At 59.6% G+C, this 25,516-nt stretch carries 23 protein-coding genes; 10 read left to right on the forward strand and 13 right to left on the reverse strand.

The window, feature by feature from the left end:
• The first annotated feature begins 229 nt into the window (after positions 1-229).
• Together RDK48_RS01630 and RDK48_RS01635 are read left to right on the forward strand one after the other, a co-directional pair.
• On the forward strand, positions 230-1,315 hold the full coding sequence (locus tag RDK48_RS01630) for a polysaccharide deacetylase family protein (protein ID WP_298993337.1): 1,086 nt from the start codon (positions 230-232) through the stop codon (positions 1,313-1,315).
• 36 nt (positions 1,316-1,351) lie between these two features.
• A complete protein-coding gene (locus tag RDK48_RS01635) occupies positions 1,352-1,996 on the forward strand; it encodes an HAD-IA family hydrolase (RefSeq protein ID WP_298993340.1) in 645 nt (214 codons plus the stop codon).
• Positions 1,997-2,095: 99 nt separating this feature from the next.
• Here RDK48_RS01635 and RDK48_RS01640 read toward each other — a convergent pair whose 3' ends face one another.
• The 4 genes from RDK48_RS01640 to RDK48_RS01655 all read right to left on the reverse strand — a co-directional run bounded on the left by RDK48_RS01640 (position 2,096) and on the right by RDK48_RS01655 (position 5,900).
• Positions 2,096-3,319 carry an aspartate kinase gene (locus tag RDK48_RS01640; protein ID WP_298993342.1) on the reverse strand — a complete coding sequence of 408 codons (1,224 nt, stop codon included), beginning with the start codon at positions 3,317-3,319 and terminating at the stop codon, positions 2,096-2,098.
• 61 nt (positions 3,320-3,380) lie between these two features.
• Complete coding sequence (locus RDK48_RS01645) at positions 3,381-3,872, reverse strand: tRNA (adenosine(37)-N6)-threonylcarbamoyltransferase complex ATPase subunit type 1 TsaE (protein ID WP_298993345.1); 492 nt, start codon at positions 3,870-3,872, stop codon at positions 3,381-3,383.
• Positions 3,860-5,527 (reverse strand): NAD(P)H-hydrate dehydratase, encoded by a 1,668-nt coding sequence (locus RDK48_RS01650; protein ID WP_298993349.1) that lies wholly within the window; start codon positions 5,525-5,527, stop codon positions 3,860-3,862. The genes RDK48_RS01645 and RDK48_RS01650 overlap by 13 nt, the downstream gene beginning before the upstream one ends.
• A gap of 1 nt (position 5,528) precedes the next feature.
• Positions 5,529-5,900 (reverse strand): holo-[acyl-carrier-protein] synthase, encoded by a 372-nt coding sequence (locus tag RDK48_RS01655; RefSeq protein ID WP_298993352.1) that lies wholly within the window; start codon positions 5,898-5,900, stop codon positions 5,529-5,531.
• 164 nt (positions 5,901-6,064) lie between these two features.
• Here RDK48_RS01655 and RDK48_RS01660 point away from each other — a divergent pair, with 164 nt between their 5' ends.
• Positions 6,065-7,399, forward strand: a complete 1,335-nt coding sequence (locus RDK48_RS01660) for a UDP-glucose/GDP-mannose dehydrogenase family protein (RefSeq protein WP_298993355.1) — start codon at positions 6,065-6,067, stop codon at positions 7,397-7,399.
• A gap of 278 nt (positions 7,400-7,677) precedes the next feature.
• On the opposite strand, the gene ychF is transcribed toward RDK48_RS01660, so the two are convergent.
• The 4 genes from ychF to RDK48_RS01680 form a co-directional block, all read right to left on the reverse strand.
• Positions 7,678-8,778, reverse strand: coding sequence for a redox-regulated ATPase YchF (gene ychF, locus RDK48_RS01665; RefSeq protein WP_298993358.1), 1,101 nt, complete (start codon positions 8,776-8,778; stop codon positions 7,678-7,680).
• 231 nt (positions 8,779-9,009) lie between these two features.
• Positions 9,010-9,618, reverse strand: a complete 609-nt coding sequence (locus RDK48_RS01670) for a FlgO family outer membrane protein (RefSeq protein WP_298993361.1) — start codon at positions 9,616-9,618, stop codon at positions 9,010-9,012.
• A gap of 8 nt (positions 9,619-9,626) precedes the next feature.
• Positions 9,627-9,980: a hypothetical protein gene (locus RDK48_RS01675; RefSeq protein WP_298993368.1), complete on the reverse strand. Its 354-nt coding sequence runs from the start codon at positions 9,978-9,980 to the stop codon at positions 9,627-9,629.
• A 13-nt stretch (positions 9,981-9,993) separates the two neighbouring features.
• The gene (locus tag RDK48_RS01680) at positions 9,994-10,662 is read right to left on the reverse strand and encodes a FlgO family outer membrane protein (protein WP_308587778.1); all 669 of its coding nucleotides are present in this window, start codon (positions 10,660-10,662) and stop codon (positions 9,994-9,996) included.
• Between the two features lie 429 nt (positions 10,663-11,091).
• On the opposite strand from RDK48_RS01680, the gene ispG reads away from it, so the two are divergent.
• From ispG to dxs, 7 genes are all read left to right on the forward strand, one after another.
• Positions 11,092-12,165, forward strand: coding sequence for a flavodoxin-dependent (E)-4-hydroxy-3-methylbut-2-enyl-diphosphate synthase (gene ispG, locus RDK48_RS01685; protein ID WP_298993378.1), 1,074 nt, complete (start codon positions 11,092-11,094; stop codon positions 12,163-12,165).
• Positions 12,165-13,895: a proline--tRNA ligase gene (locus tag RDK48_RS01690; RefSeq protein ID WP_298993381.1), complete on the forward strand. Its 1,731-nt coding sequence runs from the start codon at positions 12,165-12,167 to the stop codon at positions 13,893-13,895. The genes ispG and RDK48_RS01690 overlap by 1 nt, the downstream gene beginning before the upstream one ends.
• 331 nt (positions 13,896-14,226) lie before the next feature.
• Positions 14,227-15,756, forward strand: coding sequence for an exodeoxyribonuclease VII large subunit (xseA, locus tag RDK48_RS01695; RefSeq protein WP_298993385.1), 1,530 nt, complete (start codon positions 14,227-14,229; stop codon positions 15,754-15,756).
• A complete protein-coding gene (locus RDK48_RS01700) occupies positions 15,756-16,688 on the forward strand; it encodes a M23 family metallopeptidase (RefSeq protein WP_298993388.1) in 933 nt (310 codons plus the stop codon). Before xseA ends, RDK48_RS01700 begins: the two co-directional genes overlap by 1 nt.
• A complete protein-coding gene (xseB, locus tag RDK48_RS01705) occupies positions 16,685-16,945 on the forward strand; it encodes an exodeoxyribonuclease VII small subunit (protein ID WP_240824504.1) in 261 nt (86 codons plus the stop codon). Before RDK48_RS01700 ends, xseB begins: the two co-directional genes overlap by 4 nt.
• A 3-nt stretch (positions 16,946-16,948) precedes the next feature.
• Positions 16,949-17,842 carry a polyprenyl synthetase family protein gene (locus RDK48_RS01710; protein ID WP_298993397.1) on the forward strand — a complete coding sequence of 298 codons (894 nt, stop codon included), beginning with the start codon at positions 16,949-16,951 and terminating at the stop codon, positions 17,840-17,842.
• Positions 17,843-19,744 (forward strand): 1-deoxy-D-xylulose-5-phosphate synthase, encoded by a 1,902-nt coding sequence (dxs, locus tag RDK48_RS01715; RefSeq protein ID WP_298993400.1) that lies wholly within the window; start codon positions 17,843-17,845, stop codon positions 19,742-19,744.
• A 143-nt stretch (positions 19,745-19,887) separates the two neighbouring features.
• Here dxs and RDK48_RS01720 read toward each other — a convergent pair whose 3' ends face one another.
• The 5 genes from RDK48_RS01720 to dnaG are packed head-to-tail and all read right to left on the reverse strand — an operon-like array spanning position 19,888 to position 25,514.
• The gene (locus tag RDK48_RS01720; RefSeq protein WP_298993401.1) at positions 19,888-20,433 is read right to left on the reverse strand and encodes a serine/threonine protein kinase; all 546 of its coding nucleotides are present in this window, start codon (positions 20,431-20,433) and stop codon (positions 19,888-19,890) included.
• Positions 20,433-21,191 carry a 7-cyano-7-deazaguanine synthase QueC gene (queC, locus tag RDK48_RS01725; RefSeq protein ID WP_298993406.1) on the reverse strand — a complete coding sequence of 253 codons (759 nt, stop codon included), beginning with the start codon at positions 21,189-21,191 and terminating at the stop codon, positions 20,433-20,435. The genes RDK48_RS01720 and queC overlap by 1 nt, the downstream gene beginning before the upstream one ends.
• Entirely contained in the window at positions 21,188-22,018 is an 831-nt protein-coding gene (locus RDK48_RS01730; protein WP_298993411.1) for a thermonuclease family protein, read from the reverse strand. The genes queC and RDK48_RS01730 overlap by 4 nt, the downstream gene beginning before the upstream one ends.
• A gap of 6 nt (positions 22,019-22,024) precedes the next feature.
• Positions 22,025-23,794 (reverse strand): RNA polymerase sigma factor RpoD, encoded by a 1,770-nt coding sequence (rpoD, locus tag RDK48_RS01735; RefSeq protein WP_022659301.1) that lies wholly within the window; start codon positions 23,792-23,794, stop codon positions 22,025-22,027.
• Entirely contained in the window at positions 23,781-25,514 is a 1,734-nt protein-coding gene (gene dnaG / locus RDK48_RS01740) for a DNA primase (RefSeq protein ID WP_298993418.1), read from the reverse strand. Before dnaG ends, rpoD begins: the two co-directional genes overlap by 14 nt.
• Between the last annotated feature and the right edge of the window lie 2 nt (positions 25,515-25,516).

The following is a 25,516-nucleotide window of genomic DNA, read 5'->3' on the forward strand; positions in this document are numbered from 1 at the left end:
TTATGCGATATTTGAAAAATAAATTCAACACGCAATTTGCTGAGAATTAATTCTTATGATTACAGGTGAGTATAGATGCCGCTCGTCACGCTTGTGGGCCGATTGTGTAAAGGATATAGACCTGCTTGGCAGAAAAAGGCTTCACCATGTGTGCAGCGCACTAATCTGTAAGTTATAGTTCCCAAAAGTTGCTGTTTGACGCCGTAGTGCGGCGCAGGAGTTTCCCTCTATGTTCAGCTCAGTCAGCTTGGTTTTGCGGTTGCGGCATACCGTTGCTCTTTCGGCAGGCGTGTTTTGCATTTTAGCGGGCATATGCGCTGCCCTGGTGGGGCAACCCGCAGTTGCTGCTTCTGTTGCTGCAGATGCTGCGTCTACTGCCCCGGCTATTGCTTCGTCTGCTCCGGCCCCCTCTTGGGCGCCTGATGCGCAGGATGCCCGCAAGGCTTTGCGCAACGATGCAACCCCGCCCGTCAAACGCGAACCTTCAGTGATGCTTCCTCCGCTCGGGCCCGATGCGGTGGGTACCATCCGGCGGGTAGCGCTGGCAGATGGGGCCAAGGTGGTTGCCCTTACCTTTGATCTTTGCGAGCTGGACACAGTCACCACCGGCTGCGATATGGATATCCTCGGTTTTTTGCGGGCTGAGCATATCCCGGCCACGCTCTTTATGGGCGGCAAGTGGATGCGCACCCATTCCCGCCGGGTGCTGCAAATCATGACCGAGCCGCAGTTTGAAATAGCCAACCATGCGTGGTCGCACGGCAATTTTGCCCTGCTTTCGCCAGCTGGCCTGCGCGCCCAGGTTTTGTGGACGCAGGCTCAGTATGAGCTGCTGCGCGAGGAGGCCTTGCGCGATGCCAGGGCACAGGGCCGCCCGGAGCCTGTCATGCAGCCTGTGCCCACACTGTTTCGTTTGCCCTACGGGCGTTGCAGCGACCAGTCTTTGCAGGCGCTGGCAAAGCTGGGCATGCAGGTGGTGCAGTGGGATGTGGTGGCGGAATCCGGCGCGGACAATACCAATATCGAGCATGCGCGGCGCGAGGCCCATCTGGTTGCCTCGCAGGTCAAACCGGGTTCCATACTGCTGTTCCACGCCAATCTGGTACCCAAGGGCTCAGCGCAACTGTTGCGCGAGACTGTGGCGGAACTGCGCCGTAGAGGCTACAATTTCGTTTCTGTGAGTACCCTGCTGGGCATGGGGGTTCCGCAACGCACCATGAACGGCTATTTTACATCGCCGGGCGACAACAAGGCGCTGGACAGCAAATTCGGTGTTGACGGCACCGGGCGGCATACGCCCTTTAACGGCGAGTAGCCCTTCGCCTGAAATCGGAAGCAAGGAATCCCCTTCGTGAAGCAATACCTTTTTTTTGATCTTGATGGCACGGTGACAGACTCCAAGACCGGCATCATCCGTTCTGTGCAGCATGCCCTGCAGTATTTTGGCGTTTCCCGCGCTGACGATGACCTGCTGTACTTTATCGGCCCTCCGCTGAAGGATTCGTTCGGCAAGCTGTTTGGGGGCGACACTGCCAAGGCTGAATTGGCCGTGCAGAAATACCGTGAATATTATTCAGTCACGGGTATATTTGAAAATGCGCTTTATGACGGCGTGGCAGACATGCTGGCCGATCTGCGGCGCGAAGGCCGGGTGTTGTCGCTGGCTACATCCAAGCCGGAACCCTTTGCCCAGCGCATTCTGGATCATTTTGACATTGCCAGCCTCTTTGACCATGTGGCGGGAGCGGAGTTGACCGGCCCGCGCAACAGCAAAACGTCCGTGCTGCGGCATGCCTGCGGCCTGTGCGGCGTTGCGGATATGGCGCAATGCCTGATGGTGGGCGACAGAAAATATGACATTCTTGGCGCGCATGCCGTGGGTATGGACGGTGTGGGCGTACTCTATGGCTACGGCTCGCGCGGCGAACTTGAAGAAGCCGGGGCGGACAGCCTGTGTGATGATGTACCCGCCCTGCGGCAACTGCTCCTTGCCTGATTGTTGCCACGGTCTGGCATGAGCCTCAGACAACAAAAAAACTCCCCGCAAGCGGGGAGTTTTTTTGTTCAATATGTCGGTAAACTGTATGGCAGGCGTCTAGCCCAGATCCCAGTCCAGCCCGAAGGTGTCGTGCAGAATGCGCACGGCAAGTTCAACGTATTTTTCCTGAATCAGGATGGTAATTTTGATTTCAGAGGTGCTGATCATAAGGATATTGATGCCTTCCTGAGTCAGTGCGGCAAAGGCCCGCGCTGCAACTCCGGAATGGTTGCGCATGCCTACGCCGATGGCGGAAACCTTGGACACGCTCACGTCGTGCAGCACTTCGCGCGCGCCGGTCTTTTGGGCGACTTCTTCCATCATCTGCAAGGTCTGCTTGAGATCCTTGCGCGAGATGGTGAAGGTCATGTCGGTGTGGCCGTCCTGGCTGGTGTTCTGCACGATCATGTCGACCAGAATGCCCTTTTCGGAAAGAGGGCCAAACACCGCCGCAGCCGTACCGGGCACGTCGGGAAGGTCGCGCAGGGTCACGCGGGCCTGATCTTTGTCATATGCAATGCCGGAAACGAGTACGGCTTCCATGGTGGAGTCCTCCTGAGTGACAAGCGTGCCTGGATCATCGCTGAACGTAGAGCGCACGCGCACGGGAACCTTATATTTTTTGGCAAATTCTACCGAGCGGATGTGCAGCACCTTGGCCCCCATGCTTGCCATTTCAAGCATTTCCTCATAGGCAACGCGGTCCATTTTGCGGGCCGTGGAGCAGATGTTGGGGTCGGTGGTGTAAACGCCGTCAACGTCGGTGTAAATGTCGCATTCCACAGAGCCGAGGGAGGCGGCAAGCGCCACCGCCGAGGTGTCCGAACCGCCGCGCCCGAGCGTGGTGATGCGGCCATCTTCTGTGCAACCCTGAAACCCGGCGACCACAAGCACATCGTAGTCGTTAAGGTATTTGCGCAGGGAATTGCTGTCGATGGAGCGAATGCGCGCACGGCCAAAATCGTTGTCCGTGGTGATGGGAATCTGCCAGCCGAGCAGCGAGCGGGCGCGGATGCCCGCATCTTTGAGCAGCATGGTGAACAGGCTGATGGAAACCTGTTCGCCAGTGGAAACGAGCGAATCAACTTCCGCGCGGTCAGGCGTGGAAGACCATTCATCAGCAAGGGCAAGCAGCTTGTTGGTGTCGCCAGCCCGCGCCGAAAGCACCGCAATGACCTTATACCCCTTGGCAAGGCCTCCCAGCACTTTCTCGCGTACCTGCTTCATGCACTCCAGCTTGGCAACGGAAGTGCCGCCAAATTTCTGGACCAGAATTTTCATGCCTGTATCCATTGTCCTCAATCCTTGATGGGTACAACAGGTCAGCCCACCCCGGAACTGGTTACCCGTGGTCAGGACTGTCCACAGGCCAATTTCGGCGCAGGTGGCGCAAAAGCTCAGCAGCAATAGGGCCGTGAGCTTGCAGCGTCAGTAGGCGACTTTCTTCGCACGGTTGCAACGAGATGTCCAGATAATCTTGCGGCATTTCCGCCTCAGGCAGGTATTCCGACCATTCCAGCACAGACAGGATTTGCGGATTGTCCAGACCTTCTGCAATTTCATCAGGCAGGCTGCCGGGGCTGCGGTACAGATCGCTGTGTATGACAGGCGGCTGGGTGGGGTAGTAGTTGCAGAGCGTGAACGAAGGGCTGCCCACCTCGGCCTGATCGCCGCCGGGCATGGCCTCCACAAGGGAGCGGGTGAGCGTCGTTTTGCCGCTGCCAAGCGGACCGCGCAGCAACAATGCCGCAATGCCGCAGGTGGCGACAGCCTCGGCAAGCATATGCCCAAGGCGGTTGGTATCAGAAAGATTGCGCAAGATTATCTGGGCCATGGCAGAATGTCGTCCTTTGATTCACTGGCTGCCATGCAGGCAGAGAGGGCTTGCGGCAATGCATCCGCCACTGCCGAAGGCGTATTGCCCCTGAGGGGCCATTGTGCGGCAAGGCTTTTGCCCGCAAGGGCATGCAGGGCCGCTGCCTGCCCGGCCAGCATGTGGGATGAGGTCAACGTGTGGTTTGCGGTATTGTTGTGCACTTGCTCTTGCCCTTTTGCGGCCTGCATGCCGGGCAGCATTCTGGCAAGCAGCCCGCCAGCGCAGCCCGCCAGCACATCGCCCGAGCCGCCAACCGCAAGCTGCGGCACATCGTAGGGGCAGAGCAGGGTTGGCGCGTCAGCCTGCCCAATGAGGCTTGCCGCTCCTTTAAGAATAATTACGCCGCGGCAGAGGCAGCGCAGGCGCTCAAGCGCGCCTTGCCGGTCGGCCTGAACATCCGCTGCGGAACAGCCGAGCAGGGTTGCCGCTTCACCGGGGTGGGGCGTCAGAATATCATCTGCGGTTATGCGGTCGAGCAGGTCTTGCCGCCCGGCCAGCAGCACCAGGGCATCGGCGTCAAATACCGTGGGTGGTCTGTGCGGCAGCGCCAGAAGAGCTTCAATAAAGGCCGCAGCATCCTGCCCCCGGCCCATGCCGGGGCCGACCACAAGGGCGGCGCAGCGCTGTGCCAGTTCCACAAAATTTTGCGGCAGGCTGGCGGGCCACAGGCGCTCGCTCTCGCCCAGAGGCAGGGTCATTATTTCGGGCCAGCCGTTCTTGATATCCGCAATGCCAGCACCGGGCGCGGAGGCAGTTACAAGGCCAGCGCCTGCGCGCAGGGCCGCTCGGGCGGCAAGATGCGCTGCTCCGCCAAGACCGGGCGCGCCCCCAATCACCAGCACATGACCGTAGGAGTTTTTGAAGCCGCCGGGCTGAATCACCGCAAGTGGGGCGAGGCAATGCCCGTCAGCGACGTAAAAGGAGCAGGGAGCCTTGCGCCGTGCGGCAAGGGGAATGCCAATGCTGCGCACGTGCAGCGCGCCTGTCCATGGGCGTGCTTCGGGCAGGGCCAGCCCCGGCTTGGCGGCCGCAAAGCTGACTGTGGCCGTGGCGCGCACTGCTTCCGGCATGGGCAGGCCGGTGCGTCCGTCCAGCCCCGAGGGAATGTCGAGCGCCAGCACAAAGGGACGGCTTTGCAGAGCGTTGACCGAACGCACAAGTTCCAGCGCATCCGGTCTCAGCTGACCACTGAAGCCTGTACCCAGGAGACCATCCACAAGAATGTTGGGGAGTTCCGCCCTTTGAAAGATTGCCGGGCGGCAGCGTTCAAAGGCAACGCCTGCGGCTCTGGCAATGCGCACATGCTTGCCGCAGGCTCCCTTGCAGGCGGCAAGAGGCCGCGTGTGCAGCACCAGCGGTTCCGCGCCAGCGTCCAGCAAATGCCGCGCAAGGCATGCGGCATCGCCGCCGTTGTTGCCGCTGCCCATAAGAAGCCATACGCGCAGACCCGTTAGCTGTGGCTGGTATTCGTGCAGGACGTCAAAGGCCGCTCTGGCGGCATTTTCCATCAGCAGTTCTTCTGGCAGGCCAAGGGCCATGGCTTCCGCATCCCACTGGCGCATTTCAGCAGGCAGGGGCAGGGGAGGGAACAGATCGTCAAATGAGGTGGGCATGTTATGCCTCCAGCACCACAACCGCTACGGCGGCATTGCGGTCATGACTTATGGAAATGTGGGCGGCGCGCATGCCCAAAGCTTCAGCCCGCGCAAGTGCAGGGCCGTGCCAATGCAGTTTTGGCTGCCCCGCAGGGCCTCGTAGCACTTCAATATGGAGAGGGCCAATCCCCTCGCTAAAGCCAGTACCGAGCGCTTTGACCGCAGCCTCTTTGGCAGCAAACCGACCGGAAATGTAGGCAATGGGGCTTTCCGGCACGAGTTTCAGTTCATTCGGGGTAAGGATCTTTTGCAAAAAGCGCTCCCCAAACCTGTCATAACTTGCCTTGATACGTGCCAGTTCAGTAATGTCAGTCCCAATGCCTATGATCATCAGTTATCCACCATATGCAGTACGGGCGGAATGTACTGCAAACAGGGCTGTTGCCCATTAAAAAAAATTAGCGTATTGGTTCGCTTTGAACCTAAACTATTCTGACCCGTTCCCCGCTGTAACGTCAAGCGCGCTGGCTGTGGGAACGTACGGAGAAATTTTGTATGAAGTTGTGCATTATCGGGACCGGCTATGTTGGCTTGGTCAGCGCCGCGTGCTTTGCTGAAATGGGCAATACCGTGACCTGCGTGGATGTTAACCCGGCTGTGGTGGAAAAGCTCAATGCCGGTTCCGTGCATATTTTTGAACCCGGTCTTGAACCCATGGTTCGCCACAGCCGCACTGATGGCCGCCTCAAGTTTACTACCCGTCTTGAAGATGGCATTGCGGATGCCGACTGCGCCTTTATCTGCGTTGGCACCCCGCCCCAGCCCGATGGCTCGTGCGATCTGAGCTACGTGCGTCAGGTGGCTGGCGAAATTGGCCGCCACATGCAGAACGACCTCGTGGTTGTGGACAAGTCCACGGTTCCCGTGGGCACCGCTGATGAAGTGCGCGCGCTTGTGGAAAAAGAGCTTGCAGCGCGTGGCGTGTCCTACAAGGTGGACGTGGTTTCCAACCCTGAGTTCCTCAAGGAAGGCGACGCCATCTCCGACTTCATGAAGCCCGACCGCGTTGTGCTTGGTACGGATTCCGAACGCGCCGCTTCGCTGATGCGCGAACTGTATTCGCCCTTTGCCCGCACCCGCGACAAGATCATCGTCATGGGCGTGCGCAGCGCAGAAATGACCAAGTACGCGGCCAACTGCATGCTTGCCACCAAGATTTCCTTTATTAACGAAATCGCCACCATTTGCGAGAAAGTGGGCGCGGACGTGCGCGATGTGCGCACCGGCATCGGCTCCGACACCCGCATTGGCTACCAGTTCATCTACCCCGGCGTGGGTTACGGCGGTTCGTGCTTCCCCAAGGACGTGAAGGCGCTCATTCACACTGCTGAAAAGGCGGGCGTGGAACCCAAGCTGCTCAACGCTGTGGAAGACGTCAACGCCCGGCAGAAAAAGCACATGGCTGGCCGCATCATGGAATATTTTGCTCCCCAGGGCGGCGTGAAGGGCAAAACCCTTGCGCTGTGGGGGCTGGCTTTCAAGGCCAATACCGATGACATGCGCGAAGCCGCTGCCATCAGTATTGTCAATGAGCTTACCGCCGCCGGCATGAAGGTTCGTGCTTTTGACCCCGTTGCCGCCGACAACGCCCGCGAGATATTCAAGGGCAACGATCTGGTGGAAATTGTGGACAGCCAGTACGGCGCGTGCGAAGGCGCTCAGGGCTTGCTGGTGGTTACGGAATGGAACCAGTTCCGCAACCCCGACTTTGATAAGATCAAGAGCCTGCTGACCGCCCCTCTGCTGTTTGATGGCCGCAACCTGTATTCGCCCAACTTCATGGCGCAGCGCGGGTTTGCGTACTTTTGCATTGGCCGCCGCGCCGATTAGAGCCTGTTGACACTATGGTTCTTTTGCCCCCTGCCTGCGTCAGGAAGTCTTTTTATTCCGGTCGAGTACCGGGCGAGTACACTCCCTTCATAAAAAGGCTTCGTTCCTTGGCAGGGAAGAAAATTACTCCTAGTGTTAACAGCCCCTTGTAAAAATGCTCAGTAGATGATTTGAAATGGTTGAAGCCGCCCGGAGCGTCAGTTCCGGGCGGCTTTTGTCATAAAAAAGGCTCTGTTCCTGTGGAACAGAGCCTTTAAGCTTTTTATATGCGGTAAAAACTATACGTTGAACAGGAAGTGCATGACATCGCCGTCGTTGACAACGTATTCCTTGCCTTCCACGCGCAAGACGCCATCGGCGCGGCAAGCAGCTTCGCTTTCGTGGCTCATGTAGTCGGCGTAGGAGATAACTTCGGCCCGGATAAAGCCGCGCTCAAAGTCGGTGTGAATAACGCCAGCAGCCTGCGGGGCCTTCCAGCCCTTTTGGATGGTCCAGGCGCGGACTTCGTCCGGCCCGGCGGTAAAGTAGCTGTACAGGCCAAGGGTGGCGTAGCCGGTGTGGATGATGCGCACAAGTCCGCTTTCATCAATGCCGTAGGAGGAGAGCAGTTCAGCCTGTTCCTCATCGGGCAGGCCTTGCAGTTCTTCTTCAAGCTTGGCGCAAATGCGCGCAAAGCCCGACTGACGTTCCTTGGCAAAAGCCTCAAGCTTTGCGGAAAATTCATTGCCTTCGGCAACAGCGGCTTCATCCACATTGGCGCAGTAAATAACTGGCTTGGCCGTGAGCAGGCCAAGTTCGCGCCATGTGGTCAGGAAACTGTCGTTTTCCGGCAGGGCAAATTCCCGCGCGGGCTTGCCGTCGTTGAGCTGGGCCAGCAGGGTCTGCATGATTTCTGCGGATGCCTTGGCGTTTTTATCAAACTTGGCAAGCTTTTGCAGTTTGTCGAGGCGCTTTTCAACGCTTTGCAGGTCGGCCAGCAGCAGTTCGGTTTCAATGGTGTCCACATCGCGCAGGGGATCAACGCCGCCGTCCACGTGGGTGATATTTTCATCCTCAAAGCAGCGCACCACATGCACAATGGCCGCGCATTCGCGAATGTTGCCCAAAAACTGGTTGCCCAGCCCTTCACCCTTGCTTGCGCCGCGCACCAGACCTGCGATGTCGATAAAATCCACACTGGCGTAGATGGTCTTCTTGGGCTTGGCCTTGGCGGTCAGGGCGTCTACCCGCTTGTCCGGCACTGCCACAGTGGCCTTGTTGGGTTCGATGGTGCAGAAGGGGTAGTTGGCGGCCTGAGCGTTCTGGGCCTTGGTCAGGGCATTGAAAAGGGTGGATTTGCCAACGTTGGGCAGGCCCACAATACCAATACTGAGCGACATGTTGTCTCCTTGCTGCGCGCAAAAAGGCGTATAGCCCGCAGTGGGCGGCGTGCCCGCGCGGGATTGGCCGCCAGCAAAATCAGCGGCCCAGGTTCACGGATCGTTTACGCTATTGCCCCAACGGGCACGGCGGAATTTTTGAAAACAGTGGCTGCCGCAAAGGCAACCCGCGCCGTCAAGCAGACAGGCGCGGGCATGTTATAGACGCAAAGCGCGTATGAGGCAAGGACGCTACTGAAGCCGTGTGCTCACGGAGGGCGCAAGCCCGTCGCCGGGGCGGGCCTCGCGCACGAGGGGCCGCAGGTCGTCCGTAATGGGCACAGTGGCCGTGCCCATGGCCAGCACCTCATTGCTTGAGGTGTGGATAAGCCGGATGCTGAAGCGCACCTGTTCGCTGGTCGTCACATAGGTGCCTGCCAGAATGGCCTGACTGGTGCCGCTGGGGCTGGCAAGCTGGCGCACATCGCGCGTCAGGATAAATTCGCCCTTGAGCTTGTCAAAACGGATGTCGCGCCCTTTGCGCAGTTCCTGAAAGCGGTAGCCCGCATTGATGAGCCAGCGGGAGATTTCTTCCGTCATCTGGCGCGCCAAGGGCGAGGCTTCGTCCAGATTGTTGATGTTGACCGGGGTGGTGCCCATGATCATGATGCGGGCGCGGGCCAGAGCTTCGCGGTCTTTGCGGCTCATGTCCTGGCTGTCGCCCGAAAAGCGCATCATGATCTGTTCGTCAAGCTGCTTGGCAATGCTTACGGCAGCATTGGGCACGTTTCCGGCTGCCGCCGCAGTGAGCGGAAAGAGCAGGGCCGCAAGCACAAGAATGGTAATGAAAAAGCGGTTCATGGTGATCCTCAGCGCATGGTGCGCAAAAGCAGTTCAACGCCGTTCAGTTCTCTTTTTATGATACCAAGGGTCTGGTCGTCGGCACAGATGGAAAGGGCCTGAAGATAACGCTGCCGCGCAAGCTCATAGCGCCCCTGTTCGCGGAACTGGCGGGCCTGACCAAGGTAGACAAGGCTGTGCTCGTTGGCATCAGAAAGATAGTTGGCCCGTTCCTTTGCCTCGCGCTTTGCCTGGGCGTCATTGGCCTGCCCGTTGTATGACGACATGCTGTCGGCCAGCGCAATGGCTGGCAGCGCCGCAAGGGGCAGGGCGCATGAGGCCACAAGGCAAAGTGTGCAGATGTTGTTCAACGTTTTTTTCATGGCAATTCCGGCATTACCGGCCTTGTTTGATTACAAGCGTGCCGCTGCTGATGCTGCTGGCAGGCGTATAAAGCGAAGTTGGGGCCGGTTTGGCTGGGGCGCTGCTGGCCGTGGTCTTTACCGGCGGTGGCACATCGGCCTCGGCCATGCGCGTCACAATGGGGGTATTCACCAGCACAAGCTGGCCCGTGCGCATCACAAGGCCATCGCTGGCGCGCACCAGGCGGGCGTTGATAAAGGTTGCGTCCTTATCCACATAATAGGTGCCCACAACAAGGGCGGCCCACTTTTGCCCGGTGGTTGAAACCATCTGGTTGGCGGCAAGGGCGAGGTCATCGCGCCCGCCCTGAACGTTGATGGCCCCGTTCAACCTGTATTCGCGCGTGGGAAAGCCACGCTGGTTGAATTCATAAAACAGCGATTCAGCCATCAGCCTGCCCATGGGCGAGCTTTGCGAGGTGTTGTTCTGGTTCACAAAGGCCGTGGGCATGGCCACAAAGCCCTGAATGGCGTCGTTGGGCATGGTGGCAAGCATCTGCTCGGCCAGTTCGCGACTTTTGAGCTTCAGCTCCACGGCGTCCGTATAGCCGGGCGAAAGCGCGGAAGGCCCACTTTTGGCGCAGCCGGAAAAGAGCGGCAGCAAAAGTGCGCAAAGCATAAGAAGACGCGGCATTATATGCATACAAACCCCGAGTGAAATTGCTCTGATGCAGTCCCTCGCGCCTTGATCCCGATGGATCCCCGGCGGGTATTTTTCGTTTGCCGGGGCTATTGCCCACGGCCCAGCGGAACTGCTCTTACTATAGTCTTATCGTCACAATGGCCGCCAACTTGAGTGCTGACGGAAAAAACGTCAGCCTGAGGCCTTTTCTTAAAACTTTGCAAGACACGTTCCAGATATCGCATTTGTTCTGCGGTCGCTTACTGCCAGGCAGTTCAAAAGGGGTTTCTGCGGTTCAGAATCAGGGAGCATGCGGCAAGCCTTGCCGCAAAGCCCGCAGTGCTGCCCGTGCTGCGCGCACTTGGCTTGCAGGGGGAAATAGCATAGAAGACTCGTTTACGGAGTGCCGTGGCTTTGCGCCGTGGCTCCACTTGTTTTTGTGAGGGAAGCATGCAAAAGCACACAACCCGCGTCATCCGTCTGGGCGGGCTTTCCATTGGCGGCGGTGCGCCTGTTATGGTGCAGAGCATGACCAATACAGACACCCGCGATGCCGAGGCAACGCTTGCGCAGATTGCGCGGCTTGAGGCGCGCGGCTGCGAGGCCGTGCGCGTGGCAGTGCCGGACGAGGCTGCCGTTGCGGCCCTGCCAGCCATCCGTGCGGGTACGCGCCTGCCGCTCATAGCGGACATACATTTTGATTACCGCCTTGCCGTGGCCTCGCTGGAGGCCGGGCTTGAAGGCCTGCGCATCAACCCCGGCAATATCGGCCCCAAGGAACACGTGGACCGCGTGGTGGATGCCGCCAAGGCCCACGGGGCGGTCATTCGCGTAGGGGTCAACTCCGGCTCGGTGGAAAAGCGCCTGCTCCAGCAGTACGGCGGCCCCTGCCCCGAGGCGCTGGTGGAAAGCGCTCTCACCCATGTGCGCATGCTTGAGGCGCGCGGTTTTTACGATACCAAAATTTCGCTCAAGTCTTCCTCTGTGCTTGATACCATTGCCTCCTACCGCAAGCTTGCAGAGGCTTGCGACTACCCCCTGCACATCGGCGTTACCGAGGCCGGGGGCCTCATGCGCGGCACGGTAAAATCTGCCGTGGGGCTTGGTATTCTGCTGCACGAGGGCATTGGCGACACCCTGCGCGTTTCGCTCACCGCCGACCCGGTGGAAGAAGTGACCGTGGCGTGGGAAATACTGCGCGCCCTTGGCCTGCGCTCGCGCGGGCCGGAAATCATCTCGTGCCCCACCTGCGGGCGCACGGAGATTGACCTGTTTTCGCTGGCCCGCGCGGTGGAAGACCGCTTAGCCACCTCCAAGGCCGACATCAAGGTTGCGGTCATGGGCTGCGTGGTCAACGGGCCGGGCGAGGCCCGCGAGGCCGATCTGGGCGTTGCGGGCGGGCGCGACAAGGGCATCATATTTCGCAAGGGCGAGGTCATCCGCTCGGTCAAAGGGCAGGAGGCCCTGCTGGCGGCTTTTATGGAAGAACTGCAACAACTGCTCAACGAAAAGGAATCACAGTAATGCGTTTCAGCAACTGCTATATTCCCACCCTCAAGGAATCTCCGGCGGATGCCGAGGTAATCAGCCACAAGCTTTTGCTGCGCGCCGGTATGGTGCGCAGGCTTACTTCGGGCATGTACACCTATCTGCCGCTGGGCCTGAAGGTGATTGAAAAAATAAGCCGCGTCGTGCGCGAAGAAATGGCTGTCGCCTACTTTGAAGAACTGCTCATGCCCATGGTGCAGCCCGCCGACCTGTGGAAAGAATCGGGCCGCTGGGAGCATTACGGCAAGGAACTGCTGCGCTTCAAGGATCGCAACGAGCGCGAATACTGCCTTGGCCCCACGCACGAAGAAGTCATCACCGACCTCGTGCGCGGCGAAGTGCGCTCCTACCGCCAGCTTCCCGTGCGCCTGTACCAGATTCAGACCAAGTTCCGCGACGAAATCCGCCCCCGTTTCGGCCTTATGCGCGGGCGCGAATTTATCATGAAGGACGGCTATTCCTTTGACGCCACGGAAGAAGGCGCGCAGCAGAACTACTGGGCCTGCCACGCGGCCTACAAGCGTATTTTTCAGCGCCTTGGCCTCAAGTTCCGCCCTGTGGAGGCCGACTCCGGCTCCATTGGCGGCAACTTCTCGCATGAATTCATGGTGTTGGCTGAAACGGGCGAAGACACCATCGCCTTTTGCCATCACTGCGATTACGCGGCCAACGTGGAGCGCGCCGAGGTGGCCTGGAACGGCAAGCCCTGCACGGATACCTGCGCTCCGGCGGAGAAGGTTGCCACCCCCAATGCCCACACGGTGGAAGAAGTGGCAGCCCTGCTGGGCGTGCCCGCCTCCTCCGTGGTCAAGACCATGCTCTTCAAGGTGGACGGCAAGCCCGTGGCCGTGCTGGTGCGCGGCGACCGCGAAGTGAACGACATCAAGCTCAAGAACCTGCTCAACGCGCAGGATGTGGCCATGGCAGACGCCGCCACCGTGCAGCAGCTCACCAAGGCCCCTGTGGGCTTTGCCGGGCCTGTGGGGCTGGAAATTCCGGTCTACGCCGATGCCGAACTGCAAGGCGCTACGGATTATGTGGTGGGCGCCAACGCTGGCGATGCCCACCTTGTGCACGTTGACCTCAAGCGCGACGCCACGGTGACCGCCTGGGCCGACCTGCGCGCCATCACGCCAGAAGACACATGCCCCCGCTGCGGTGGCCGCATTGAGCTGACGCGCGGCATCGAAGTGGGCCACGTGTTCATGCTTGGCCGCAAATACAGTGATGCCATGCATGCCGCCTTCCTTGACGAGAACGGCAAGGAACAGATCATGATCATGGGCTGCTACGGTATCGGCGTTTCCCGCGTGGCCGCCGCCGCCATCGAGCAGAACAACGACGAGCACGGCATTGTGTTCCCGCCGCCGCTGGCTCCTTACGACTGCATCCTGCTGAACCTTGACCCGCGCAACGAAGAGGTCAACGCCAAGGTCGAGCAGATCTACGCAATGCTCAAGGATATGGGCGTGGACGTGCTCATGGACGACCGCGACGAACGCCCCGGCGTCAAGTTCAAGGATGCGGACTTGCTGGGTATTCCCATGCAGCTCGTTGTGGGCGGCAAGGGCCTGGCCAAGGGCATTGTGGAATGCAAGGATCGCCGCAGCGGTGAAAAGGGTGAACTGCCCGCCGATGCCATGGCTGAAGCCTTTTCCGCCTGGGCCGCCAAGGTTCGTGAGGGGTGGGCGCAGCAGCAGGCCTAGGGGCTGTCTCTAACTAATTCTTTTGGCCGAGCCCTGCGTCATCCAGCATTTTTTACTCCAGTCATGGACAAAAAGAGTCCACTCCTGTCGTAAAAAACACTGTTTTCCTTGTCCTCGGCGCAAAATCTTTTAGCCAGAAACAGCCCCTAATCCGCATCGCAATCTGGTTGTGCCTTTAAAAAACCTGGGGCACGTCGCGATGTGAGGTAATACCTCTCGCGCCACGGTCTGAGGGTTTGTTATAGGTTGAGGTAATGTAAAAGGGGCACTGTTAGTGCCCCTTTTACGACAAAAAAGCTTTTTTCAGATAGATAGCCTGACGCGGAGCACCATGCAGGAAGCCATACTGTCTGTCCGTGAACTCACGGAACAGCTGCGTAAAACCCTTGAGGGACGTTTCCCCTTTGTTTGGGTGCGGGGCGAGGTGACCAACCTTACCCGTCCTGGCTCGGGGCATGTCTATTTTACCCTCAAGGATGCCGATGCGCAGTTGCAGTGCGTATGGTTCAGGCACATGCAGCGGCAGAACAGTCAGGGTTTTGATCCACTGACAGGCGAAGTTTTTGACGCGCCGCGTCCATCGCCACTGGAGCTTTTGCGCAACGGGCTGGATGTGCTGTGTGCAGGGCGCATCACCCTGTACGCGCCGCGCGGGCAGTATCAGCTTGCCGTGGAGCTGGTGCAGCCAGCGGGCGAGGGTTTGCTTGCGCAGGCCTTTGAGGCCAGCAAGCGCAAGCTGGCGGCTCTGGGCTATTTCAGCCATGAGCGTAAACGGCCCCTGCCGTATGATCCGCAGCGCGTGGCCCTTATCACCTCCCCAACGGGCGCGGCTATCCATGATTTTATGGAGCTTGCGGCCAGCCGGGGCAGCGGGGCGCGCATTCGTCTGTTCCCGGCTCTGGTGCAGGGGGCTGAGGCTGCTCCCTCCATTGTGCGTACCTTGCACGAGGCCAATGCGCAGGGTTGGGCACAGGCCGTTGTGCTGGTGCGAGGCGGCGGTTCGCTGGAAGATTTGTGGGCCTTTAATGAAGAAGCCGTTGCCGAGGCCGTATTTGAGTCTCGCTTGCCGGTGCTGGCGGGCATCGGGCATGAGGTGGATGTTACCCTTGCCGACATGACAGCAGACCTGCGCGCGGCAACGCCTTCGCATGCGGCCCAGTTGCTCTGGCCCGCGCGGGCCGAGCTGATGCAAAAGGTTGACGAGGCGGAGGCGGCCCTTGTGCGGGCGGCGCGGCGGCGGCTGGAAACAGCGGGGCAAAGTCTTGCCCAGTTTGAAAACGCCCTGCGCTGGTTTTCGCCCATGCGGCATCAGGCTCGCCTGGCGGAGCAGCTTGACGGCTTGCACCGCTCCTTGCACAGGGCCGCGCGTCAGTGGCTCGATACCACGGAGGCCCGGCGCGACAGGCTTGAGCGTGCCCTGCAAAACGCCTTCAGCCCTTCGCGGCTGGATGTGCTGGGCAGCAGGGTAGAGGCGCTTTCCGCCAGTCTGGCTGCGGCTATGCCGCGCATGCTGACCGCGCAGGAGCAGCGGTATGATGCCGTGCGGCAGCGCTTGCAGTCGGCAGGGCAGGAAATGCTTGCCCGCCACGGGCGCGAACTGGAAAAATGCGAATTTGCTCTGGCAGCCGCCAACCCCCTCGCGCCCCTCAGGCGCGGCTATGCCCTTGTGCATGGTGCGGATGGCGGCCTGCTGCGCACGGTGACGACGGCCCCTGCGGGCAGCGCCATCACGGTGCGACTGGCGGATGGCAGCCTTGCCGCCGTGGTCAAAAAGGTGCTGCCAGACGTTGCGCCAGACGCTGCGCCTGGCTCTGATACAGGTGCGGTGCCGGTTGCCAAAAAACAAGGACGGAATAGCTGATGTCTGTGCTCACCCGCATGCTCATGGTCCTGTTGGCGGGGATTTCTCTTTTTGTTCCTACAGCCGTTCAGGCTGCTCCATCCCCCGCACCAGCCCTTGCGCTTGACGCGCCCGAATCCGTAGCCAGAGGGGATGCTTTTCCCGCCCTGGCGGTAAGCGATGCGCCCATAAAATCCTTTACGTTCCGCTGGCTGGGCAAGACCTACGAGGCCAGGGCGGAGCAGGTGAGCGCCACTACCGCTGCGGGCGCTGCAACGCGCTGGCAGGCCGTCATGTTGCTGCCCGTGCCGCTGGAAGAAAAGGAATCCGCCCGTGATCTTGCCGTCTCCACGGGCAACGGCAAGGATGCCCCCGCCGTAGCGCGCAAGATCGCTTTTTTTGACAAAGACCGCCCGGTGCAGAAGCTGAACGTGGATAAAAAATATGTTGATCCCCCGGCGGCGGAGATGGCGCGCATCAAGGCCGACAGGGAGCTTGTGCGCCAGGCCCTGGCCCAGCGCCTGCCCGAACGCTTCTGGGTGCTGCCCTTTGTGCGGCCTGTGCCCGGCGATGTTTCAAGCCTGTACGGGCTCAAACGCGTGTTCAACGGGCAACCGCGCGGAGTGCACAAGGGCCTTGATCTGCGCGGCCCGCAGGGGCAGCCTGTGCTTGCCTGCGCCGATGGGCAGGTGGGCCTCACGGGGAATTTGTACTTCTCTGGTAATGTAGTGTACATCAATCACGGCGAAGGGGTGTTCACCGCGTATCTGCACCTCTCTGAAATACTGGTGCAAAATGGCGATCGGGTGCGCAAGGGGCAGGTTATTGGTCTGGTAGGGGCCACAGGCCGCGTTACCGGGCCGCACCTGCATCTTTCGCTTCTGGTTCAGGGCGAGTCGGTTGACCCGCAGCCCTTTTTGACAACCGGGAACGCCAAGGGAAACAATCCATGAGCGCCAAGACAGACAATACTTTTGAAAAAAAGATGGCCCGGCTTCAGGAGATCGTGGCGGCGCTTGAAAGCGGCGACCTGCCTCTGGAAAAGGGCATGGCCCTGTATAAGGAAGGAGCGGCGTGCTCGCGCTATTGCCGCGAGCAGCTCGACAAAGCCCGGCATGAGCTTGAAATCTGGCAGGATGGTCAGGCTCGTCCCCTTGAGTCACGCCCTGTGGCGTCAAGCGGGCTGAACGCAGAAGAGGAGGCGGAATAGGCGATGATGAGCGTTGCTGACATGAAGGCCCTGCTGCACGCGCGGGGCAAGGATGTGGAAGCCTATCTGGCCACCTGTCTTGACGGCCGTGATGTGCCCCAGAGGCTCAAGGATTCCATGCTGTACAGCCTGCAAGCCGGGGGCAAGCGTTTGCGCCCTGTTCTGTGCCTGAGCACCGCAGCCCTGTGCGGTTTGTCGCCACAGCGCAGCATGCCCTTTGCTGCCGCTATCGAGATGATCCACACCTATTCGCTCATCCATGACGACCTCCCCGCCATGGATAACGATGATCTGCGCCGGGGCAAGCCCTCGAACCACAAGGCATTTGACGAAGCCACGGCCATACTGGCGGGCGATGGCCTGCTGACGGACGCCTTCATGGTCATGTGCCGCACCGCGGAAGCCCCGGACCGTGTGCTGGACGCCGTGGCCGAGCTTTCGTTTGCGGCGGGGTCTTCCGGCATGGTGGGCGGGCAGGAATGGGACATGATCTACACGGGCGCGTCTTCCATCACACTTGAGCAGATGCGCGCCGTGCACGCCATGAAAACAGGGGCGCTGCTGCGGGCATCGTGCGTATGCGGGGCCATCCTTGCCGGGGCGGAAACGCCCGAGCGAGAGGCCATTGCCGCCTACGGCGCTGCGCTTGGCGTGGCCTTTCAGATTGCGGACGACATCCTTGATGTGGTTTCCGACACTGAAACTCTGGGCAAGCCTGCGGGCAGCGACGAGGAGCAGGGCAAGAGCACCTATCCCGCCCTGCTGGGGCTCGAAAAAAGCCGTGAACTGGCGCGCGCGCAGGCTCAGGCCGCGCAGGACGCGCTGGCCCCGTTTGACGGGCAGGAAGCGGATTTTCTGCGCGCATTGGCCGACTACACGGTAACGAGGGCGGCCTAAATGGACACCACAGAGAGCCCATTGCTGGATGCTGTGAGCAGCCCGGCGCAACTGAACAAATTTTCTGACGCCCAGCTTGCCCAACTGGCTGGCGAGGTGCGCAGCCGCATCATTGAAACCGTCTCCCGCAACGGCGGGCACCTTGCGCCCTCGCTGGGCGTGGTTGAGTTGACTCTGGCCCTACTGGCGACCTTTAATGTGGAGCACGACAAGCTCATCTGGGACGTTGGGCATCAGGCCTACGCCTACAAGCTGCTGACCGGACGCGCCAAGAATTTTCACACCCTGCGGTCATTTGGCGGCATTTCTGGCTTCCCGCGCATGGCAGAAAGCCCGTACGACCATTTTGGCGTGGGGCATTCCTCCACCTCCATTTCTGCGGCTCTGGGCATGGCTCTGGCCCGCGATCTTTCCTGTCTCAAGCACCACGTACTGGCCGTTATCGGCGATGGCTCGCTGACGGCAGGCGAGGCCTTTGAGGGGCTGAACCTTGCCGGGCACATGGGGCGGCGGCTCATTGTGGTGCTCAACGACAATGAAATGTCCATTTCGCCCAATGTGGGCGCGCTTTCTCTGTTTTTGAGCCGCACGCTTTCACAGCGATGGGTGCGGCAAACCCGCAAGGAAGTGCTCAATTTTCTGCGTTCCATTCCGCGCATCGGCCAAAAGCTGGCCGTGTACGCCATGCGCGGCGAATGGAGCTTCAAGTCATTCTTTACACCGGGCATGCTGTTTGAGGCTTTTCGCTTCAACTATATCGGCCCGGTGGACGGGCACGACATCACAAGCCTGCGCCGCCATCTGGAAATGGCTGCCGCCATCGAGGACGGCCCGGTGCTGCTGCATGTCCGTACCCAGAAGGGCAAGGGTTACGGCCCGGCGGAAAAAAACCCCACCCTGTACCACGGCATCGGCCTGTTCACGCCCGAAACCGGCCAGCCTGTGGCTTCCACAGCCAAGCTGCCCTCGTTCACCACGGTGTTCAGCAATACGCTGACCGAACTTGCCGAGCATAACGACAAGATAATCGCCATCACGGCGGCCATGCCCGAAGGCACCGGAACGGACAAGTTCCGCGCGCGCTTCCCCGACCGTTTTGTGGATGTGGGTATTTGCGAGCAGCACGCCGTGACCTTTGCGGCGGGCCTTGCCAGTCAGGGTTATCGGCCCGCGCTGGCCGTGTATTCCACCTTTTTGCAGCGTTCGTACGATCAGGTTGTGCACGATGTGTGTCTGCAAAACCTGCCCGTTACCTTCTGCGTAGACCGTGCAGGCCTTGTGGGCGAGGATGGGGCGACCCACCACGGCGCTTTTGATATCGCCTACCTGCGACATATTCCTAACATTACCATGCTGGCCCCGCGCGATGAAAATCTGCTGCGCCATAGCCTGCATACGGCCCTGTGCCATCCCGGCCCGTGCGCCCTGCGGTATCCGCGCGGCAGCGCCTTTGGCGTTGCCCCCGACGGCGCGCCCCGCCTGCTGACCCCCGGCAGGGGCGAAGTGCTGCAACAGGGCGAAGGCCTTGCGGTGATAGCCCTGGGCAACCGCGCGCACCCGGCGCTGGAAGCTGCGGCAATGGTGGAGCGGCAGACAGGCGTGAAACCCCTTGTGTTTGATCCGGTCTGGATCAAACCTTTGCCGGAAGAACAACTGGCCGAAATCGCTCAAAATTTTGACCGTATTCTTATGGTGGAAGAAGGCGTGCTGGCTGGCGGTTTTTCGTCCGCAGTGCTGGAATTCTGGAATGACCGTGGCCTCATGTGCGGCCAGCGCATCAAACGCCTTGGCCTGCCCGACCACTTTGTGGAGCACGGCAGCCAGTTGCGTCTGCGCGAGCTTGTGGGCCTGCGCACCAACAATATCGCCGAGGCCATGCTGGAACTCTTGGGAAAAAAATAGGCTGATAGAAATCTTGAAAATAAGACCGCCGGGATTTTGATGCATCAAAATCCCGGCGGTCTTGTATTTGGGCGAAAAATTATTTTGCGGCACTGTGCCCGATGATTTCTGGATCAGAATAAAAGTATTCTGCCATACGCGCTTTAGTCTGGCTGAATGTCGTACTGTTCCAGTTTGTCCCACACGGCGCTGATAATCAGGGCCATAACAGCCGCAAGGCGGGCCTTGGAGTGGTCGTCCGGCGGGGTGGCCTGACCGCGCAGGCTGGCGGCCTGCACCGCAAGGCGCTGGCAGAACAGTTCCGGGCAGCGAACCTGCTGTTCCTGCGCGAGCAGAGGCATGTATTCGGCAAAAGGGCCGTCCACAAAGGCATTGAGGGCTGCGTTGACCGCTTTCTCGTCCGCGCCGTCAAAGTCATTGTTGGCGGTGGCCAGCAGATTGCCCGTCTGGCGCAGATAGGCCAAAAATACGGTATTGGGCGCGTGGTGCATGATGGCGGCAGTAACCACCGCATGTACAAAGGCCCGCCATTCTGCGCAGAACATATCCGCACCGGGGCCTGACAGATATTCATCGGGCATCTGCGCGCCGCTGGCCATATTGATGATGTCGGCGGTCTTGCTGTTGAGCTGAAACAGAATACAGGCCGCTTCCACACCCTGAGCCGCGCTGAGCAGTTTTTGGGACATCAGGCCTCTTCCTCTAGCGGGTTTTGTGCGCAAGCTGCCTGCGCCTCGGCATAGGCGGCGTAACCCGCAGCGCGCAGGCGGCAGGCTGGGCAGTCGCCACATCCGTAGCCCCAGGGGTAGCGCTGGCCGCGCTGGCCCATGTAGCAGGTGTGGCTTTCTTCCACAATCAGGTCGACCAGCTCATCGCCGCCGAGGGCGCGGGCCAGCATCCAGGCGTCTTTTTTGCTGCGCCACATGAGCGGCGTGTGCAGCGTAAAATTGGCGTCCATGCCGCTGTTAATGGCAACCTGCATGGCCTTGATGCTGTCGTCCCGGCAGTCGGGATAGCCGGAATAATCGCTCTGGCAGACGCCCAGCACCATGTGGCGGATTTCCTTGGCATAGGCCCAGGCAGCGGCGTGCAGAATAAATATGAGGTTGCGACCAGGAACAAAGGTGTTGGGCAGGCCGTTGGCGCCGTGTTCTTCAATGGGCGCGTCAGAGGTCAGGGCCGTGTCTGCCAGCTGGCGGAAAATATCGAGATCAAGCAGGGTGTCCGGCCCCATGCGTTGCGCCCATTTCGGGTTGAGGGCGGCAATGCCCTCGCGCACGCGCTTGCGGCAGTCAAGCTCCACAGAATGGCGCTGCCCGTAGTCAAAGCCCAGCGTCAGCACCCGCTTGAAGCGGTTGAGCGCCCATGCGAGGCAAGTGGCGGAATCCTGCCCGCCGGAAAAGATGACAAGAGCCTGTTGTTCAAGCAGGGGAGAAGTGGTGTTCATTTTACTTGAGGCCAAAAGTTAGAGGCGCGCGCCGGGGCGTAGCCAGCCATAAAGGCATCCATGAGCGTGCCGAAAAACACGCGGTTGCGAGGCTTTATGTGCTGTACTTCAGCGCTGTCTGTGGGGAAAAAGCGCATGGATTCGCGGTTGCCCAGATAGGTCTTTTTGGCGGCGGGCAGGGTGAGCACATGCGCCCACATGCCGCGCCGGGCGGCAATGGCCTCGTGCTGGAGCTTGCGCAGCCTTTCCTGAAAATGGGGATTAAGGTCGTTGTGCGGATACACAAAGGCCGCGCCGTTGCGAATCATTGTGTCGGACAGGGAGTGCCCGTCAGGCAGGATGACATCGGCAACCACGCGCCCGTAATGATCCTTGCCCTTGGCATCCACGGCCACAAGGCGCACATCCTTGCCCTGAGCCAGCTTGGTGAGCTGGTCAAAAGCTTCGCGGGCGTAGTACTGGGGTTTTTGCTTGCCGCGATCCATTTCAGGGGCATCAATGCCCGCAAGGCGCACTGTGCGCCGATCAGTGAGCTTTAATGTATCGCCGTCAAAACATTTGGCGACCTTGCCCTGCGGATTGGGCAGAGATTCTGCCGCAGGCGCAGCGCCAGCAACACTTGTCAGTGCCAGCAGGCACAGAAAAATCAGCGCAAAGGCATGCGCTGTGGTATGATTTTTGCCGCCCGAAAAATTGGGCCAGCGGAAAAGCTGTTGCATGTGGCTCAGCATATAGGTGCGGTGCTCGTCCGTTGCTGTCAGTGTGGCGGAAGGGTCAATGGGATAATGACCGCGCAAGCCCGGCAGATCAACCCGCCGGGCTTGCACAATGAATCAGTTTTCGTAGTAGGAGCGCAGGGGCTGGCTGCGAACGGGGTGGCGGAGCTTGCGCAGTGCCTTGGCCTCGATCTGCCGGATGCGTTCGCGCGTGACGTTGAAGAGCTTCCCCACTTCTTCAAGGGTGTGGTCGCTCTTTTCTGCAATGCCAAAGCGCTTGCGCAGCACCTGTTCTTCGCGCGGCGTAAGATCGGCCAGCACGGCGGCAAGCTGTTCGGACAGCTTGGTATTGATGACTTCTTCAGCCGGTGCAACGGCCTTTTTGTCTTCAATAAAGTCGCCGAGGCTCGAATCTTCTTCGTCGCCAATGGGCGTCTCAAGCGAGATGGGCTCCTTGGCGATCTTGAGCACTTTTTTGACCTTTTCCACCGGGTATTCCATACGCTCGGCGATTTCCTCGGGCGTGGGGTCGCGCCCCAGCTCCTGCACAAGGTAACGTGAGGTGCGGATAAGCTTGTTGATGGTTTCGATCATGTGCACGGGAATGCGGATGGTGCGGGCCTGATCTGCAATGGCGCGGGTAATGGCCTGACGGATCCACCACGTGGCATAGGTCGAAAACTTGTAACCGCGCTGATATTCAAACTTGTCCACGGCCTTCATCAGGCCGATGTTGCCTTCCTGAATAAGGTCAAGGAACTGGAGGCCACGGTTGGTGTACTTTTTGGCAATGGAAACAACCAGGCGCAGGTTGGAGCGGATCAGCTCCTGCTTGGCGCGCATGGCGGCGGTGTTGCCGCGCTTGATGCGCCACAGCACTTCTTCAAGATCAGTGACGTTATGGCAGCACTTTTCCTGGAGGCGGCTGAGAATTTCGATCTTGCCGATGATCATTTCCTTGAACGAAAACAACTCGTCCACGCTCAGCTTGAGGTCGCGGGCCGCATCGTTGGGGTTGACCTCGCGCTTTTCAAGGCCGTCAAACATGGCCTGAATTTCCGCCTGAGTGCGCCCGGTGGAAAGGATGTAGGCCGACAGGTCGCGCTGGCAGTTGTGCATCTGACGCACATAGTCCTCGACCGTTTCAATGATACGGTCGATGAGCGTTTTTTCCAGCTTGATGTCGCGCAGGCGGGTGACGATTTCATCCTTGAAGCTGATGATTTCTTTCTGCACTGCGGTAACGCGGCGATCCATGCAGGCGCAGGCGTCCAGCTTTTTGTAAATCTTGCGTTTTTTCTTGAAGGTCTGCTTGATTTCGTCCAGCAGCAGAATAACGCGGGTGCGCTGGTTCATTTCGTCTTCGCTGGGGTCGTCTTCTTCAATGGTTTTGACCACGTCCTTCAGTTTGACGCGGTTCTGGCGCAGGTCTTCGCCCACATTGATGAGTTCTTCAACGGCCACAGGTACTTCAACCAGAGCGTAAAGCACGTCCTGTTCGCCCATTTCGATCTTTTTGGCGATAACAACTTCGCCATCACGGTCGAGCAGGGGCACGGCGCCCATTTCGCGCAGGTACATGCGCACAGGGTCGGTGCTGCGCGAGGAATAGTCCGCTGTGTCCTCGTCTTCAGTCAGATCCAGCGAACCTTCGGTAATATCTTCGTCAGTCTCGGTGGCGGCGGCGGAAATCTTTTTTCCGTCCTTTTCCGAATCCACAATGACAATTTCGAGCTGTTCAAAGATGCCGATGATTTCCTCAAATTGCTCCGGCGTGCTCATTTCAACAGGCAGAGCCTTGTTGACCTCTTCAAAGGTCAGAAAGCCCGCGCCCTTGCCTTTGGCAATAAGGGACTGTATCTGCTGGATATCTTTAAGATTGCTCATGCCCTTTCTCCAAGGTTTCCTTAAGTGCGCGAAGATAATCCAAATCAGCTTCAAAGTCACCTATGCCTGTATTGGCCCGCATGGCAGCGGACAGGGAGGAGGCCTGAGCTGAGGCATAGTATTGATCTAACGACTGTCGCAAGAATTCCAATTCTTTTTCGCCATTGTCGCACGGTGCGGCAGTTGGCCCGCGACACTCACACCAGAAGCTTTTTTCTCGTTCGTCTAAGTGATGAAAAACATCCTCGGGGCCGTGGGTTTCTATCTTGTCCCAGAGCCGCCTGGCGATTTCAGACCTCAATGCAAGGTCTGCCCCTATTTCCTGCATATCGCGCAGACGGTGGGGATACCGCACGGCAAACATCATTATTTGTCGGTCGCGTATGTTCTGGCGCGTCCGCGAGGCGGAGCCCCCCTGTCGCTGGCTGTCTTTGCGTTGCCCCCGCGCCCCGGCAATGCCCTCGCGCAGGTCGGCTTCCGAAAGCTGCAAATGTGCCGCCAGCCGCGAAATGTAGGGGCTGATCAGCTCTGGAATATCCAGCTGGCGCAAAAAATTGCGCGCCCATTCCACTGTTTCGCGCGGGGCCAGGGCCTTGAGCACATCCACACAAAAGCGCAGACCGTCCGGGGCCTGTGCCTGCAATGCCTCAAAAGCCTCGGGGCCAGCGCCGCGCAGCAAACTGTCTATGTCTTCACCTTCGGGCATGATCACCACGCTGCACGAAAGGCCGCGTGTGAGCAGCATTTCGCACGAGCGCAAGGCTGCCTTGCGTCCGGCGCGGTCGCCGTCAAACAGCAGGGTCATTTGCGATGCAAAGCCCGAAAGGCGTTTTATCTGTTCAGGCGTCAGGGCCGTACCCAGCACGCCAACGGCATTGTCGTAGCCGAACTGGTGCAGGGTGAGCACGTCCATGTAGCCTTCTGTCAACATGGCGCGACCCTTGGTCACGATGCCGCGCCGCGCCTGCGCCAGCCCGTAAAGGTGCTCGCCCTTCTTGTAGAGGGGCGTGTCGGCGCTGTTGATGTATTTGGCTTCTTCCTCATCGGCGATAATGCGCCCGCCAAAAGCGATTATCTGGTTGGAAAGGCTCTTGATAGGGAAAATAAGCCGCCCACGAAACCTGTCGTAGGGTCGCCCGCTGTTCGCCTGCCCTACAAGGCCGGCCTCTGCGGCCATGCGCATGTCAAAGCCCGCACGGCGCAGGGCATCAGCCAGCGACTGCCATTCGCGTCTGGCCCAACCAAGGCCAAAGCGCTGCACTATCTCATCGCTCAAATCGCGTTTTTCTATATACCGCCTGCACTCTTCTGCCTCGGGGCTTTGCAGGGCCGAGGCAAAATGGCCTGCCGCAAGCTCGTACATGCGCAGCATCTGCTGCCGCGCCGAGCGCTGCTTGCGTTCCTGCCCATCCCGCTGGGGATCGCGCGGGCCGCGGTCAATGGTAATGCCAGCTTCCGCCGCCAGCTGTTCAAGCGTTTCCTTAAACTCCAGCCCGTTGATGCGGCTGTAAAAATCAAAGATATCGCCCGAGGCGTGGCAGCCGAAACAGTAAAAAAGCCCCTGATCTTCGTTGACGGAAAAGGACGGCTTGGTTTCCTGGTGGAATGGGCAGGGTGCCACCCAGCGCGGCCCGTTGCGCTTGAGCTCAACATAACGGCGCACCACGTCAACGATATTCAGGCGCTCTTTAATGGCGCGGATTGCGTCCTTGGACTGCATGG

Origin of the sequence: uncultured Desulfovibrio sp. (assembly GCF_902477725.1) — a bacterium.
Lineage (GTDB): Bacteria > Desulfobacterota > Desulfovibrionia > Desulfovibrionales > Desulfovibrionaceae > Desulfovibrio.

Excerpts from the sequence above, each read along its gene's own strand:
- RDK48_RS01630 (WP_298993337.1), top strand. The coding sequence starts at position 230 with ATGTTCAGCTCAGTCAGCTTGGTTTTGCGGTTGCGGCATACCGTTGCT.
- RDK48_RS01640 (WP_298993342.1), bottom strand. The coding sequence starts at position 3,319 with ATGAAAATTCTGGTCCAGAAATTTGGCGGCACTTCCGTTGCCAAGCTG.
- RDK48_RS01645 (WP_298993345.1), bottom strand. The coding sequence starts at position 3,872 with ATGGCCCAGATAATCTTGCGCAATCTTTCTGATACCAACCGCCTTGGG.
- RDK48_RS01650 (WP_298993349.1), bottom strand. The coding sequence starts at position 5,527 with ATGCCCACCTCATTTGACGATCTGTTCCCTCCCCTGCCCCTGCCTGCT.
- RDK48_RS01655 (WP_298993352.1), bottom strand. The coding sequence starts at position 5,900 with ATGATCATAGGCATTGGGACTGACATTACTGAACTGGCACGTATCAAG.
- RDK48_RS01660 (WP_298993355.1), top strand. The coding sequence starts at position 6,065 with ATGAAGTTGTGCATTATCGGGACCGGCTATGTTGGCTTGGTCAGCGCC.
- ychF (WP_298993358.1), bottom strand. The coding sequence starts at position 8,778 with ATGTCGCTCAGTATTGGTATTGTGGGCCTGCCCAACGTTGGCAAATCC.
- RDK48_RS01670 (WP_298993361.1), bottom strand. The coding sequence starts at position 9,618 with ATGAACCGCTTTTTCATTACCATTCTTGTGCTTGCGGCCCTGCTCTTT.
- RDK48_RS01675 (WP_298993368.1), bottom strand. The coding sequence starts at position 9,980 with ATGAAAAAAACGTTGAACAACATCTGCACACTTTGCCTTGTGGCCTCA.
- RDK48_RS01680 (WP_308587778.1), bottom strand. The coding sequence starts at position 10,662 with ATGCATATAATGCCGCGTCTTCTTATGCTTTGCGCACTTTTGCTGCCG.
- ispG (WP_298993378.1), top strand. The coding sequence starts at position 11,092 with ATGCAAAAGCACACAACCCGCGTCATCCGTCTGGGCGGGCTTTCCATT.
- RDK48_RS01690 (WP_298993381.1), top strand. The coding sequence starts at position 12,165 with ATGCGTTTCAGCAACTGCTATATTCCCACCCTCAAGGAATCTCCGGCG.
- xseA (WP_298993385.1), top strand. The coding sequence starts at position 14,227 with ATGCAGGAAGCCATACTGTCTGTCCGTGAACTCACGGAACAGCTGCGT.
- RDK48_RS01700 (WP_298993388.1), top strand. The coding sequence starts at position 15,756 with ATGTCTGTGCTCACCCGCATGCTCATGGTCCTGTTGGCGGGGATTTCT.
- xseB (WP_240824504.1), top strand. The coding sequence starts at position 16,685 with ATGAGCGCCAAGACAGACAATACTTTTGAAAAAAAGATGGCCCGGCTT.
- RDK48_RS01710 (WP_298993397.1), top strand. The coding sequence starts at position 16,949 with ATGATGAGCGTTGCTGACATGAAGGCCCTGCTGCACGCGCGGGGCAAG.
- dxs (WP_298993400.1), top strand. The coding sequence starts at position 17,843 with ATGGACACCACAGAGAGCCCATTGCTGGATGCTGTGAGCAGCCCGGCG.
- RDK48_RS01720 (WP_298993401.1), bottom strand. The coding sequence starts at position 20,433 with ATGTCCCAAAAACTGCTCAGCGCGGCTCAGGGTGTGGAAGCGGCCTGT.
- queC (WP_298993406.1), bottom strand. The coding sequence starts at position 21,191 with ATGAACACCACTTCTCCCCTGCTTGAACAACAGGCTCTTGTCATCTTT.
- rpoD (WP_022659301.1), bottom strand. The coding sequence starts at position 23,794 with ATGAGCAATCTTAAAGATATCCAGCAGATACAGTCCCTTATTGCCAAA.
- dnaG (WP_298993418.1), bottom strand. The coding sequence starts at position 25,514 with ATGCAGTCCAAGGACGCAATCCGCGCCATTAAAGAGCGCCTGAATATC.